Annotated in this window: 15 protein-coding genes; 10 read left to right on the top strand and 5 right to left on the bottom strand. The window is 60.3% G+C overall.

All coding sequences use genetic code 11. From position 1 onward, the window contains the following. Positions 1 to 257 precede the first annotated feature (257 nt). From GVL50_RS17820 to GVL50_RS17805, 4 genes are read left to right on the top strand one after another with little or no spacing between them, the layout of a single operon-like run. Positions 258 to 1,283: an ABC transporter substrate-binding protein gene (locus GVL50_RS17820; protein WP_159814602.1), complete on the top strand. Its 1,026-nt coding sequence runs from the start codon at positions 258 to 260 to the stop codon at positions 1,281 to 1,283. After that, a complete protein-coding gene (locus GVL50_RS17815; protein WP_053121191.1) occupies positions 1,280 to 2,227 on the top strand; it encodes an ABC transporter permease in 948 nt (315 codons plus the stop codon). The genes GVL50_RS17820 and GVL50_RS17815 overlap by 4 nt, the downstream gene beginning before the upstream one ends. Positions 2,228 to 2,233: 6 nt before the next feature. After that, positions 2,234 to 3,043, top strand: coding sequence for an ABC transporter permease (locus GVL50_RS17810; RefSeq protein ID WP_007918021.1), 810 nt, complete (start codon positions 2,234 to 2,236; stop codon positions 3,041 to 3,043). A gap of 16 nt (positions 3,044 to 3,059) precedes the next feature. Further along, positions 3,060 to 4,214 (top strand): ABC transporter ATP-binding protein, encoded by a 1,155-nt coding sequence (locus GVL50_RS17805; RefSeq protein ID WP_159814600.1) that lies wholly within the window; start codon positions 3,060 to 3,062, stop codon positions 4,212 to 4,214. A gap of 280 nt (positions 4,215 to 4,494) precedes the next feature. Here GVL50_RS17805 and GVL50_RS17800 read toward each other — a convergent pair whose 3' ends face one another. Together GVL50_RS17800 and GVL50_RS17795 are read right to left on the bottom strand one after the other, a co-directional pair. After that, positions 4,495 to 5,220: a transporter substrate-binding domain-containing protein gene (locus tag GVL50_RS17800; RefSeq protein WP_053121196.1), complete on the bottom strand. Its 726-nt coding sequence runs from the start codon at positions 5,218 to 5,220 to the stop codon at positions 4,495 to 4,497. A gap of 81 nt (positions 5,221 to 5,301) precedes the next feature. Beyond that, entirely contained in the window at positions 5,302 to 5,877 is a 576-nt protein-coding gene (locus GVL50_RS17795) for a TetR/AcrR family transcriptional regulator (RefSeq protein WP_053121198.1), read from the bottom strand. Between the two features lie 149 nt (positions 5,878 to 6,026). Here GVL50_RS17795 and GVL50_RS17790 point away from each other — a divergent pair, with 149 nt between their 5' ends. Together GVL50_RS17790 and GVL50_RS17785 are read left to right on the top strand one after the other, a co-directional pair. Next, entirely contained in the window at positions 6,027 to 6,824 is a 798-nt protein-coding gene (locus GVL50_RS17790) for a crotonase/enoyl-CoA hydratase family protein (RefSeq protein ID WP_159814598.1), read from the top strand. A 31-nt stretch (positions 6,825 to 6,855) separates the two neighbouring features. Then, on the top strand, positions 6,856 to 7,749 hold the full coding sequence (locus GVL50_RS17785) for an alpha/beta fold hydrolase (RefSeq protein WP_159814596.1): 894 nt from the start codon (positions 6,856 to 6,858) through the stop codon (positions 7,747 to 7,749). A 109-nt stretch (positions 7,750 to 7,858) separates the two neighbouring features. Here GVL50_RS17785 and map read toward each other — a convergent pair whose 3' ends face one another. The 3 genes from map to GVL50_RS17770 all read right to left on the bottom strand — a co-directional run bounded on the left by map (position 7,859) and on the right by GVL50_RS17770 (position 9,796). Continuing rightward, positions 7,859 to 8,650: a type I methionyl aminopeptidase gene (gene map, locus GVL50_RS17780; protein ID WP_159814594.1), complete on the bottom strand. Its 792-nt coding sequence runs from the start codon at positions 8,648 to 8,650 to the stop codon at positions 7,859 to 7,861. Further along, positions 8,647 to 8,874, bottom strand: coding sequence for a ParD-like family protein (locus GVL50_RS17775; RefSeq protein ID WP_007918027.1), 228 nt, complete (start codon positions 8,872 to 8,874; stop codon positions 8,647 to 8,649). The genes map and GVL50_RS17775 overlap by 4 nt, the downstream gene beginning before the upstream one ends. Before the next feature lie 64 nt (positions 8,875 to 8,938). Further along, on the bottom strand, positions 8,939 to 9,796 hold the full coding sequence (locus GVL50_RS17770) for a LysR substrate-binding domain-containing protein (protein ID WP_159814592.1): 858 nt from the start codon (positions 9,794 to 9,796) through the stop codon (positions 8,939 to 8,941). A 109-nt stretch (positions 9,797 to 9,905) separates the two neighbouring features. Between GVL50_RS17770 and phnD the strand changes: the two genes are divergently transcribed. The 4 genes from phnD (at position 9,906) to psrA (ending at position 13,583) form a co-directional block, all read left to right on the top strand. Next, entirely contained in the window at positions 9,906 to 10,772 is an 867-nt protein-coding gene (gene phnD / locus GVL50_RS17765; RefSeq protein ID WP_159814590.1) for a phosphonate ABC transporter substrate-binding protein, read from the top strand. Then, positions 10,769 to 11,560 (top strand): phosphonate ABC transporter ATP-binding protein, encoded by a 792-nt coding sequence (gene phnC, locus GVL50_RS17760; RefSeq protein ID WP_159814587.1) that lies wholly within the window; start codon positions 10,769 to 10,771, stop codon positions 11,558 to 11,560. The genes phnD and phnC overlap by 4 nt, the downstream gene beginning before the upstream one ends. 2 nt (positions 11,561 to 11,562) lie before the next feature. Beyond that, positions 11,563 to 12,381, top strand: coding sequence for a phosphonate ABC transporter, permease protein PhnE (gene phnE, locus GVL50_RS17755; RefSeq protein ID WP_159814585.1), 819 nt, complete (start codon positions 11,563 to 11,565; stop codon positions 12,379 to 12,381). 110 nt (positions 12,382 to 12,491) lie between these two features. After that, positions 12,492 to 13,583 (top strand): iron-containing alcohol dehydrogenase PsrA, encoded by a 1,092-nt coding sequence (psrA, locus tag GVL50_RS17750; RefSeq protein ID WP_159814583.1) that lies wholly within the window; start codon positions 12,492 to 12,494, stop codon positions 13,581 to 13,583. Positions 13,584 to 13,605 lie beyond the last annotated feature (22 nt).

The following is a 13,605-nucleotide window of genomic DNA, read 5'->3' as shown; positions in this document are numbered from 1 at the left end:
ACATAGATGTTGACTGATCGACCGCCTTCGGGAGCAAGCCCCCTCCCACAAAGGTTTTGCATTTCAGATTCATTTCTTCGAACCACAAAAAAGGACAGCCGCCAGATAACCGGTAAGGCAAAGTGCTTGCACAAAGTTTGGAATACCATAATATGATATTCCATAGACCGGACACTCCAACGGACGTCCATCTACTGCTCCCGATAGGCGGGCAACAACGCAAGCCCGCTCAAAAACACAACAATGAGGGCGTGAACATGGTGTTGAACAAAGCTGCAACCGCGATCCTTTTCGCGGGACTGCTCAGCGTCACCGGCCAGGCTGCAATGGCGGCCGACAGCGTGAACTTCGTCAGCTGGGGCGGAAGCACCCAGGATGCGCAGAAACAGGCCTGGGCCGATCCGTTCAGCAAGGCCAGCGGCATCACCGTCGTGCAGGACGGCCCGACCGACTACGGCAAACTCAAAGCCATGGTCGAGAGCGGCAACGTGCAGTGGGACGTGGTCGATGTCGAAGCCGACTTCGCCCTGCGCGCCGCCGCTGAAGGCCTGCTCGAACCCCTCGATTTCAAAGTCATCCAGCGCGACAAGATCGACCCGCGTTTTGTCAGCGATTACGGTGTTGGCTCGTTCTTCTTCTCCTTCGTCCTCGGTTACAACGAGGGCAAACTCGGCGCCAACAAGCCGCAGGACTGGAGCGCCCTGTTCGACACCAAGACCTACCCGGGCAAACGCGCCCTCTACAAATGGCCAAGCCCCGGCGTGCTCGAACTGGCACTGCTGGCCGATGGCGTACCTGCCGACAAGCTCTACCCGCTGGATCTCGATCGCGCCTTCAAGAAACTCGACACCATCAAGAAAGACATCGTCTGGTGGGGCGGCGGCGCGCAGTCGCAGCAACTGCTGGCGTCCGGTGAAGCGAGCATGGGCCAGTTCTGGAACGGTCGCATTCACGCCCTGCAAGAAGACGGTGCGCCGGTCGGCGTGAGCTGGAAACAGAACCTGGTCATGGCCGACATTCTGGTGATTCCAAAGGGCTCGAAAAACAAGGACGCGGCGATGAAGTTCCTGGCCAGTGCCAGCAGCGCCAAAGGCCAGGCCGACTTCTCCAACCTGACCGCCTACGCCCCGGTCAACCTCGACAGTGTGGAGCGTCTGGATTCGACGCTGGCCCCCAACCTGCCGACTGCCTACGCTAAGGATCAGATCACTCTTGATTTCGCGTACTGGGCCAAAAACGGCCAGGCCATCGCGACACGGTGGAACGAATGGCTGGTCAAATGAAAATGGCGGCCACAGCGTCCCGTCCCTCCACTGCCACCGGCAGCGCCCAAAGCGCTGCTGGTTCGGCCCACGGAACACAGGCGGTTGCGATGCAGCAAGCCCCGTCCCTCAGACAACGCTGGCGCGGCGCCGGCAACCTCGTGCCGGCGCTGCTGTTCATCGGCCTGTTCTTTCTCGCGCCGTTGATTGGCCTGCTGCTACGCGGCGTGCTCGAACCGACGCCAGGCCTCGGCAACTATGAACAACTGTTCGCCAACTCGGCCTATGCCCGAGTGCTGCTCAACACCTTTTCGGTGGCCGGGCTGGTGACGCTGTTCAGCCTGCTGCTGGGCTTTCCGCTGGCCTGGGCGATCACTCTGGTGCCGCGCGGCTGGGGGCGCTGGATCCTCAACATCGTGCTGCTGTCGATGTGGACCAGCCTGCTCGCCCGCACCTATTCGTGGCTGGTGCTGCTGCAAGCGTCGGGCGTGATCAACAAGGCGTTGATGGCGATGGGCATCATCGATCAGCCACTGGAGATGGTGCACAACCTCACCGGCGTGGTGATCGGCATGAGCTACATCATGATTCCGTTCATCGTGCTGCCGTTGCAGGCGACCATGCAGGCCATCGACCCGATGATCCTGCAGGCCGGCTCGATCTGCGGCGCCAGTCCGTGGAGCAACTTCTTCCGGGTGTTCCTGCCGCTGTGCCGGCCGGGTCTGGCCTCCGGTGGTTTGATGGTGTTCGTCATGTCCCTCGGTTACTACGTGACCCCGGCGCTGCTCGGCGGGGCGCAGAACATGATGCTGCCGGAGTTCATCATTCAGCAGGTGCAATCGTTCCTCAACTGGGGCCTGGCCAGTGCCGGCGCCGCGTTGCTGATCGCGATCACTTTGGTGCTGTTCTACTTTTACCTGAAGCTTCAACCGGAATCCCCGGTTGGCGCCAGTAACGCGAGGTAAGCCGACATGCTCCTGACCCCCAATGCGATGAGCCGGCGCATGCGCTTCGGCTTGTATGCAACCACCGGGCTGATCGGTTTGTTCCTGCTGTTGCCGATCGTGTTCATCGTGCTTTTGTCCTTCGGTTCCTCGCAGTGGCTGGTGTTTCCACCACCGGGCTGGACGCTGAAATGGTACGGCCAGTTCTTCTCCAATCCTGACTGGATGAACGCCGCAGCCGCCAGTCTCAAGGTGGCTGTGCTGACGACGATCTGCGCCGTGGCCCTCGGTCTGCCGACTGCGTTTGCTCTGGTGCGCGGACGTTTTCCCGGCCGGGAAATGCTCTACGGCCTGTTCACCCTGCCGATGATCGTGCCGCTGGTGATCATTGCCGTGGCGGTGTACGCGCTGTTCCTCAAGCTCGGTTACACCGGAACCATGTTCGCCTTCGTGGTCAGCCATGTGATCGTCGCGCTGCCGTTTACCATCATCTCGATCATCAACTCGTTGAAGCTATTCGATCAGTCGATTGAAGACGCGGCTGTGATTTGCGGTGCGTCACGCCTGCAAGCGGTGTTCAAGGTGACGTTCCCGGCGATCCGTCCGGGCATGGTTGCCGGCGCCCTCTTCGCCTTTCTGGTTTCGTGGGACGAAGTGGTGCTCAGCGTGATGATGGCCAGCCCGACCCTGCAAACCCTTCCCGTGAAAATGTGGACCACCTTGCGCCAGGATCTGACGCCAGTGATCGCCGTCGCTTCGACGCTGCTGATTGGCTTGTCGGTATTGGTCATGGTCATCGCCGCCGCATTGCGCCGGCGCAACGAAATCAGCGCCTGAGCGCCAGGAGTACGACATGAGTGCCGTGATCAAAGACGCTTCCCAGCAGAACGACAAACCCCTGGTCAGCCTGCGCAACCTGAACAAGCACTACGGCGACTTTGCCGCCGTCGACAACATCTCGCTGGACATCAAGGACGGTGAATTCCTCACTTTTCTCGGTTCCAGCGGCTCGGGCAAAAGCACCACGCTGTCGATGCTCGCCGGGTTTGAAACGCCGAGCAGCGGCGAAATCCTCGTCAACGGCGAATCGCTGGTCAATGTGCCGCCGCACAAGCGCGACATCGGCATGGTGTTTCAGCGTTATTCGCTGTTCCCGCACCTGTCGGTGCGCGACAACATCGCCTTCCCGCTGGCGATTCGCAAACTGGCGACGGCGGAGCGCGAGAAGCGTGTCGATGCGATGCTGAAACTGGTGCAGCTTGAGCAATTCGCCCATCGCCGCCCTTCGCAACTGTCTGGCGGCCAGCAACAACGCGTGGCTATTGCCCGGGCGCTGGTTTACGAACCGCGCATTCTGCTGATGGACGAACCGCTCGGCGCGCTGGATAAAAAGCTGCGCGAGGATTTGCAGGATGAATTGCGCCAATTGCATCGTCGTCTGGGCATCACCATCGTTTACGTGACCCACGATCAGGAAGAAGCCATGCGCTTGTCGCAACGCATCGCGATTTTCAGTCACGGCAAGATTGTTGGATTGGGCAGTGGTTATGACCTTTATCAGAATCCGCCGAATGCGTTTGTCGCCTCGTTCCTCGGTAACTCGAACTTCCTCAAGCTCAAGGCGCAGGGCAATGCGGCGGCTTCGTTTGAAGGACAGTCATTGTCGATTCGCCTGACCGCTGGGTTGCACACCGATCAGGATGTGTTGCTGATGGTGCGGCCGGAAAAAGCGCAGGCGTTGAGCGTGGCGCAAGCGATCAGCGAACCGTTGCCATCGGGTTGGAACGAGGTTTCAGCGAAGGTCGTAGAAGTGCTGTTTCTCGGCGAAAGCCAGACCTGCAGCGTGGTCACCTCGGGCGGCACCTCAATGACGGTGAAAGCATTGTCAGCCGCGGGCATGCCGCTCAAGGCCGGCGACCCGGTACAAGTGCGCTGGGCCACGGCTGATGCCTGCGTCTACACCGAATGGAGCGAAAGCGACCTCAACAAAGCCGCCGGTTCCCACTGAAACCCCCTGTAGGAGCTGCCGAAGGCTGCGATCTTTTGATCTTGCTGTGAAAAAACAAGATCAAAAGATCGCAGCCTCGTTTCACTCGACAGCTCCTACAGGAATGCATTCCAAATGTGGAAGCGAGCCTGCTCGCGAATGCGGTGTGTCATTCAACGTTAAGGTTGACTGACACGGCCTCTTCGCGAGCAGGCTCGCTCCCACAGGGTCTGCCGTCATTTCAAGAATGTCCCCCTCAGGGCCACCCAAGCGTCGGGCCGCGGTGGCACTTTTTTTGATCTCAAGGCGCGACTGTTACATCGCCCTGCCCGCTCTCGGCGAGCGCTGCAGCGACAAACCCCTCAGCCTTCTTGCGCTCGACAAACGCCCGCACATACGCCGCGCCGGCCCTGCGCCCACGGGGCACGGCCATGGCCTGGCGAATCGCCGTGAATGCACCGTCCAGCACGCGGTAACGCGCGTCGGCATCCGCGACTTTCTGCAATGGCTGACGGACACCGGCGGCGGCATCCAGGTGTTGCTCGATAAACAGGTCAACGGCACCCGCCGAGGTTTCGGCACGCTCCAATTGTGCGTGCTGCAGCGTGCGACTGAGGAACAAGTCGTAGGCTGCGCCTTTGCCAACGGCCAATCGCAATCCTGGCTGATCGAGATCCTCGACGTTGCGATACGGGGCCTGTGCCTTGACCAGATAAGTCCCTTCAATGATCACGTAAGGCGCGCTGAACGCAATCTGCGCCTCGCGCACCGGCTCGATGGCGAGAAACGCCAGATTCCATACGCCCTCTTCCAACGCCGCGAAAACCTTGCCCGCCGCATCAAAGGTGCGCAACTCCAATTCGACACCCAGCTCGGCAGCCAATGCTCTGGCCAATGCCACCGAAACACCCTGCGGCGCACCGTCCGCCCCGCGCTGTGCCAGCACCGGGTTGCCAAAATTGATGGCGGCATGCAGCACGCCGTCGGGCGCGAGATCGGCCATCACGGCCGGGGTGATTGCACTCATGGTGTTGCTCCCTGATCGGATAAAAAGTCAGTGTGCGTCGTGGCTGACACTGTCGAGGACACAACACACAGCGCGTAAGCCTTATGTCGGTGCCTGACAGGCACTCAAGTGTTCCAGCGCCCGACGCGTCACCGCATCGATGTAAGCCGCGTCACCATAGACCCGAGCCAGCAGAATCGCCCCCTCGTAATCCGCCACCCATTGTCGAGCGGTCAGCAAGGCTTGTCCCTCATCGACCTCGCCTTCCAGCAAATGCGCAAACGCCTTGGCCCATGCATCGAAAAAGCCGCGAATCGGCTCCAGCAATTCACTTTTACCGTACGCAGCATCGACCGCCACCACGCCCATCAGGCAACCAATCGAGTCATTCTGAAACAGCCGCGCAGCCTTGCGGCCCATTTTGCTCAGGCGTTCTTGTGGCGTGAGTTTTTCGTCGAAGGCCACGGCAAACAAGGTCTGGTTGATGACCTGATGCGTCCAGTCGAGCACGTCACGCAGCAAGGCCTCCTTATTCGGATAGTGGTGATAGAACGAAGCCTTGGTAAAGCCGCAAGCGGACGCGAGTACGTCCATGGTGGTGCCATGGTAGCCAAGGCGTTTGAAGGTATTGGCGCACCGCAGGAGCAGCTCTTCACGGGGGATTTTCAACGGTCGCACGGGTATTTCCTGATCCGGATAACTGGCGGTGATTCTATGACATAAGCCTGCCCTTCTCAATTTGACGGTTACCAACTGTTCGTTTAGTTTCAATTTACCGAACAGATGGTCAGTAACTGGCCGCCGACAAAAAATCAGGGAGAGCAGAGATGAACGAAGCCAACAGTGGCCCCGGCCGAGTCACCCGCGAACAACGCGGTCAGTTGTTTTTGATCGGTCTGGATCGCGCCGGCAAACGCAACGCATTCGACAGTGCAATGCTGACGGACCTGGCATTGGCCATCGGCGAGTATGAGCGCAATGACGAACTCCGCTGCGCCGTGCTGTTCGCGCATGGCGAGCACTTCACCGCAGGCCTGGACTTGATGGAGCTGACGCCGAAACTGGTGTCAGGCGCCTTCAAGTATCCTGAAGAAGGCATCGACCCATGGGGCGTTTCCAAACCGCGCAGGCGTAAACCGGTGGTGGTTGCCATTGAAGGCATTTGCTGGACGGCGGGCATCGAATTGATGCTCAACGCCGATATCAGCATTGCCGCCACCAATGCCCGTTTCGCTCATCTGGAAGTGTTGCGCGGGATCTCTCCCGCCGGCGGTTCCACCGTGCGCTTCACCCGCGCAGCGGGCTGGACCGCCGCCATGCGCTACATGCTCACGGCGGAAGAGTTCGATGCCGATGCCGCCCTGCACATGCGCCTGCTGACCGAAGTGGTCGCACCCGGCCAGACTCTGGCACGCGCCATCGAATACGCCGAACGCATTGCCAAGGCTGCGCCTCTGGCGATTCAGGCGACGCTGCAATCGGCGTTTCTGGCGCAGGATCAGGGAGACGATGCGGCACTGTCGAAGCTTGATGAACAACTGCTGGCCCTGATCAAAACCGAGGATGTCCGCGAAGGCGTCATGGCGATGATGCAAAAGCGCGAACCGCAGTTCAAAGGTCGCTGAAGGCTTTGCTCAACTCACTCGGAACAATTTCATGAACACCATGGCCGCAGCCTTTGCCGAATCGATCCAGAGACAGGACATCGCCCTCATTGCCCGCGATGGTTATCCGTTGTCCGCCAAGCGCTACGGCGCAGCGGGCGTCGTCAAAGGTAACCTGATCATGGCCGGTGCCACCGGGGTCCAGCAGCGCTTTTATCGGCGTTTTGCCGAGCACGCGGCGCGCCAGGGCTTTCACGTGCTGACCCTCGATTACCGGGGCATCGGTGAGTCGAAACCGGCTTCGCTCAAAGGCTTTGAGATGTCTTATCTGGATTGGGCTTATCAGGATCTGGCGGCGGCAGTGGATCTGCTAAGCCAGGAAGTATTGCCGCTGTATTGGGTCGGCCATTCGTTTGGTGGTCATGCGATTGGTCTGTTGCCCAATCACCCCGCCCTGACAGCTTGCTACACCCTGGGCAGTGGCGCGGGGTGGAGCGGCTGGATGTCCCGAACCGAGGCCTGGAAAATCCGTCTGATGTGGACGTTTGTGCTGCCGGTGATTGTCGCCCGCAAAGGCTACATGGCCTGGAGCATGCTGGGCATGGGCGATGATTTGCCGCTGGGCGTTTACAACGACTGGAAACGCTGGTGCAAATTCCCCCACTACTACTTCGACGACCCCGAGATGAGCCATCTGCATGCGCTCTACGCCGAGGTCACAACGCCATGCGTTTTCGCCACGTCGGTCGATGATCCGTGGGCGCCGCCGCGTTCGCGCGATGCGTTTGTCAAAGCCATGGTGAATGCACCGCTGACATTGCTGGATCTGCAGCCGCCGGCGGGCAGCAAACCGTACGGGCACATGGGTTACTTCCGCGAAAGCGCACAGCCGTTGTGGGATGAGCTGCTTGATTGGCTGCAAAGCGTCCCTGCACACACCACATAACTTGTAGGAGCTGCCGCAGGCTGCGATCTGTTGATCTCGCTGTTAAAAACAAGATCAACAGATCGCAGCCTCGTTTCACTCGACAGCTCCTACAGGGGTTTTGTGGTGTTTAGGTGATTGGGGAATAGCCTGCGATTTCATCCGGCCAGGCGGTGAGGATTTCGAAGCCGGTTTCGGTCACCGCTACCATGTGCTCCCACTGCGCCGACAACGAGCCATCCTTGGTCAACACCGTCCAGCCATCGGGCATGTTCTTCACATGACGCTTGCCGGCATTGAGCATCGGCTCCACGGTAAAAATCATCCCGGCCTTAAGCTTCATGCCCTGGTTGGGAAAGCCGTAATGCAGAATCTGCGGCTCGTCGTGATAGACCTTGCCAATCCCGTGCCCGCAATACTCGCGCACGACGCTGAAGCCTTCCTTCTCCGCCAGGCTCTGGATCGCGTGGCCGATGTCGCCCAACGTCGCGCCCGGTTTCACCACGCGAATACCCGCGCACATCGCTTCGTAAGTGGTCTTGATCAAGTGCTGCGCCTCAGGCGTCGCCTCACCCACCACGTACATGCGGCTGGTGTCACCGAACCAGCCGTCCTTGATCACCGCGATGTCGAGGTTGACGATGTCGCCATTCTTCAACGGCGTCCCCGATGGAATGCCGTGGCACACCACGTCATTAACCGAGGCGCACACGGTTTTCGGAAAGCCGTGATAGCCGACGTTGGCCGGCACCGCTTTCTGCACGTTGACGATGTAGTCGTTGCACAGCCGATCCAGTTCATCGGTGGTCACGCCGGCCTTGACGTGCGGCACCAGCATCGCCAGCACTTCAGCGGCGAGTTTGCCGGCAGCGCGCGATTGGGCGATGTCGGCCGGGGTGTTGATCTTGATCTGGTTTCTCATGCGCTGACGGCTTCCTGAGTCAGTTGTTGCAGGTCGAGCCCGCCATTTTGTTCAGCGCGAATCAGCAAGCGGCAGATCGCACTGTGGTCGAGGTTAGGGTGCAGTTCGGCGAGCATGCCGATACGCATCCAGTGCTCGGCTTGCGCGTTGATCGAGCGGCTGAGGGCGTTGCTGGAGATCCGCAGATTCTCGTGCATGTCCTCTGAAATCTTTACGATGCCCATATATGAATCCGATACGATGTATATATGGAACGTATATTAGCCAAGCCTTAAGCGAAATTGCAAATCAGCTCAGCGCCGCATCGAAAAACGATGAGATAAGCCGACTGGAGCGCCGTTCGGCCAAGCAATAAAGATACGTCTCGGTGAACAGCGCTTCGCCCTCGATTCTGATCGTGCGGATTTTCGGGTCGGCAATGAACTCTGCTTCCGACACCACACCCAATCCCAACCCGCGCACCACCGCTTCACGCAACGCCTCGCGACTGCCAATTTCCATGGCGATCCTCGGTTTCACTTGCGCCGCATTCAGCGCCTGCTCCAGCACCAGCCGCGTGGTCGAACCGGGCTCACGTTGCAGCAGCCGTTGCCCTTCCAGTTCTTCCAGGCGCACGCTGCCGCGATTGGCCAATGGATGCTCATGGTGGGCAAAGAGGATGATCGCGTGCCGCGCATAACGCACCGAACACAACGCCGGATCGTCCTGACGCCCGGCCAGCACGGCGATGTCGGTGACGTAATTTTCCAGATCCGACAACACTTGCGCCGAGTTACCGACCCGGATCGACACGTCGATATTCGGATGCTGTTGCAGGTAACTGTCGACCATTTCGATCACATGAAACGGCCCCACCGCACCGACCTTGAGCTGGCCGCTGTCGAGCCGCCCGGAGTCGCGCAGCAGGTTGTGCGCTTCCAGTTCCAGCAAGGCCAGCCGTTGCGCGATGGGCAGCAATTGCCGACCGACATCCGACAATTCAATCCGCCGCCCACGCCGATGAAACAGTTCGACGTTGTGCTGTCGCTCCAGACTTTGCACTTGCGTGGTCAGTGTCGGTTGGCTGAGCCCCGACGCCCGCGCCCCGGCACTGAAACTGCCGTGGCGGGCGACGGCGAGAAAGGCCCGCAATTTGGCGCTCGACATCCATAGACTCCATCAATAGTTAGCTGCGGTTTCGCATATTGAATTGATTGAATGACTGTCACGTGACAGACCTAGCCTGTGGCAACTCCCAACCACACCGTGGAATGCCATGAAAACAATTAACCAGTTTCTGCGTGCCGCCAGCCTTGCCGTACTTGCCCTGAGTGCCAGCCAGGGCTGGGCCAAGGACAAACTGACCATTGGCCTGATCCCTTCGGAAGACTCCCAGGCGATGATCGAATCGAGCAAACAAGTGCTCGACGATCTGCAAGCCAAAATCGGCATGCCGGTGGTGCCGTTCGTGGCCACCGACTACAACGGCATCATCGAAGCGCTGCGCTCGGGCAAACTCGACGTTGCCTACCTCGGCCCGTTCTCCTACGTGCTGGCGACCTCGGTGGCGGACGTCGAAGCGTTCTCCGTAGCGGTGACCAAGAAGACCGGCCAGAGCGCTTACAAAAGCGTGATTCTGGCGCGCAAGGACAGCGGCATTCATTCGCTGGCCGACCTCAAGGGCCATACATTCGCATTCGTCGACCCGAGCTCGGCGTCCGGTCATCTGTTCCCGAAAGCAGGACTGGAGCAGGCCGGGTTTGTGCCGGACACTTTGTTCAAACGCGTGATTTTCTCCGGTTCCCACGACGCCAGCATCCTTGCGGTCGAGAACAAGAAAGTCGACGCCGCCGCCGTGGCTGACCGCATCTTCGCCAGCGCCGTGGCCAAAGGCGTGGTCAAGCAGGATGACTTCGAAATTGTCTGGAGTTCCAAGCCGATTCCCGAATCGCCGATGGTCTGGCGCAAGGCGCTCGATCCGGAATTGAAGAAAAAAATCGCCGACGCACTGGCTTCGATCAAGGACGTGCCGTGGGGCGATCAGGGTGTGCTCAATGGCTTCCAGCCCACCACCGACGCGTCGTATGACGTGGTGCGCGAAACCGCCAAGGTGCTCGATCTCGATTTGCGGAGCATGAAATGATCAGCATCCGCCAACTGAGCAAACACTACGGCAGCAACCCGGTGTTGCGCGGCATCGACCTTGACGTCGCTGCGGGCGAATTCGTCGTGGTGCTCGGTCAGTCCGGCGCCGGCAAATCGACCTTGCTGCGTTGCATCAATCGTTTGGCGCGGGCCGACAGCGGCACGCTGAACGTGGCGGGCATTGATGCCCTCGCCTGCCCGGACACAAGCGTTTTACGCCGAGAAGTGGCGATGATTTTTCAGCACCACAACGTCGTGCCGCGCCTGAGCGTATTGAAGAATGTGCTGACCGGGCGCCTCGGTTCCGTCGGCACCCTCGCCTCGATTCTGCAACTGTTTCGCCGTGACGATGTGGCGCTGGCGATGCAATGCCTGGAACGCGTCGAACTGGCGCACAAGGCCAGTGAGCGCACCGATTCATTGTCTGGCGGACAGAAGCAGCGCGTCGGTATTGCCCGTGCCTTGGCGCAACGGCCGCAGGTGATTCTGGCCGATGAACCGATCGCCAGCCTCGATCCGAAAACCGCGCGACTGGTGTTGCAGTACCTGCGCGATGCCACCCGCGAACTGGGCATCACCGTGCTGTGCAATCTGCACCAGGTCGAATATGCCCGCGAGTTCGGCGACCGCGTGGTCGGCCTCGCTCACGGCAATCTGGTGTTCGATGGCAAAGCGTCGAGCATGACCGACGCCGATCTGGCGCGAATCTATCCGGGGCAATCCGCAGAACACTCCGCTGACGTCCCGGCGCCCACCCTGTCCTACCGCACCGCCTCGAGGGCCTGAGCATGCAATCGCCAAACTATCAGTGGGTCGGCGAGCGGACCCGTGGCACACGCGGTTGGCTGACCACCGCCGGCATCGTCCTGATCGTGCTGTGGACGCTGAACTGGAGCGCGCAAGGTGCGCAACTCAGCCTCGGTGAACTGGCAGCCGGATTGCCGCAGATCGGTGACTTTCTTTCGCGCACCTTTCCGCCGGATCTGAGCATCCTGCCGCGTCTGGTCGCGCCAGCGGTGGAAACCTTACAGATCGCCATTTGGGGCACCCTGCTCGGTGTGTTGCTGGCGATTCCGCTGTCGTTTCTCGCCGCGCGCAATCTGAGCCGCAATCGCTGGGTGTTTCACATCACCCGTCAGGCGCTGAATTTCACCCGCAGCATCAACGAACTGATCCTCGCGCTGATCTTCGTCTCGGCCGTCGGCCTCGGCCCGTTCCCCGGCGTGTTGGCGCTGGCGCTGCACGGTCTGGGCATGCTCGGCAAGTTCTTCGCCGAGAGCATCGAAGAGATCGACCAAGGCCCGATTGAAGCGCTGCAAGCAACCGGTGCACGACCGTTGCAGGTGATCGTGTTTGGCGTTTTGCCGCAGGTGATCACGGCGTGGATTGCGGTGATTTTGTACCGCTTCGAAGTCAATCTGCGTTCGGCCACGGTGCTGGGCATGGTCGGAGCCGGCGGCCTGGGGTTCGAACTGGTGAGCAGCCTGAAACTGTTCAAATACCCGGAAACCGCGACGTGCATCATCGTCATCACCTTCATGGTGATCGTCGCCGACACCCTCTCCAGTCGCCTGCGCGCGGCGATCCAGAGCGGTTCGGCGCACTGACATCGAACCGCTATCGGCTGAGCCGATTCAAACCTGCGAATTATCGATTTGAGCCGTTGTCGACGGGCGCTGAGTATGGCGCCACACGACAACAACAATAAGGATCCACCATGACTGCCCGCTTCCAGAACCCAGTTGATACCCGTTTCGGCTGGGGCAGCCTGCAAGACCTCGCTGCCATTACCGACCAGCAGACCGTGGCCCTCGTCACCTTCCCTGAGGCCCGTGGGCTGGGGCTGGTCGATCGCCTGCAAGCGTTGCTCGGTGAGCGTCTGGTCTACGTGTTCGAAGACGTTCAGCCCAATCCTGACGTCGCCCATCTGCGCAGCACTTATGAGCAGTTCTGGCAGCAGGCCGGTGATTGCGATGTGGTGCTCGCGGTCGGTGGTGGCAGCGCCATCGATACCGCCAAAGCGTTGATCGTCGGCACCGAGTCCGGGCATTTCGATGAGTTGTTGACCCTGCTGGCGACCGGCAAGGCGTTCACTCCCGCGCGTTGCAAACAGCTGATCGCCGCGCCGACCACCGCCGGCACCGGTAGCGAAGTCACGCCGTGGGCGACGATCTGGGACAGCGCCAGCCAGAAAAAATATTCGTTGCACCTCGACTGCACCTGGCCGCGCGTGGCGATCATCGATCCGCAACTGATGCTCACCGTGCCGGCCAGCGTCACCGTGTCCACCGGGCTCGATGCGTTGTCCCACGCGCTGGAAGCGATCTGGAACGTTAACGCCAACCCGGTTTCCGACACTTTCGCCATTTCTGCGATTGAAGACATTCTCGAATGCCTGCCGCGTCTGCAAAAAGATCTGTCGAACCAAGAGTTGCGCACACGCATGGCACTCGCCGCGCTCAAGGCCGGGCTGGCGTTTTCCAACACCAAAACCGCACTGGCGCATTCGATTTCCTACGAGATGACCCTGCGCCACGGCTTGCCCCACGGCATCGCCTGCTCCTTCACCCTGCCGCTGGTGCTCGGTCTGGCCTGGGGTCACGACGCGACGCGTGACCGCATCCTGCAACGGGTATTCGGCGAGGATCTGCTCACCGCGCAACAGCAATTGCGCGAGTTCCTCCACAGCCTCGGGGTGAAGACCGAGTTCGCCGATTACGGCGTCTCGGCCAAGGACGCCGAAGACATCATCCACCTCGCGATGCAGGGCGCGCGCGGCAAGAACTTCATCGGTTCGCAAGCTGCCTGACGCCCGACGCCACCCGATCCAC

Source organism: Pseudomonas sp. 18058, assembly GCF_902706155.1.
In the GTDB taxonomy this organism is placed as follows: Bacteria; Pseudomonadota; Gammaproteobacteria; order Pseudomonadales; family Pseudomonadaceae; genus Aquipseudomonas; species Aquipseudomonas rustica.
Note: the sequence above shows the minus strand (reverse complement) of the source record. Positions and strands in the feature narration are given on the sequence as shown.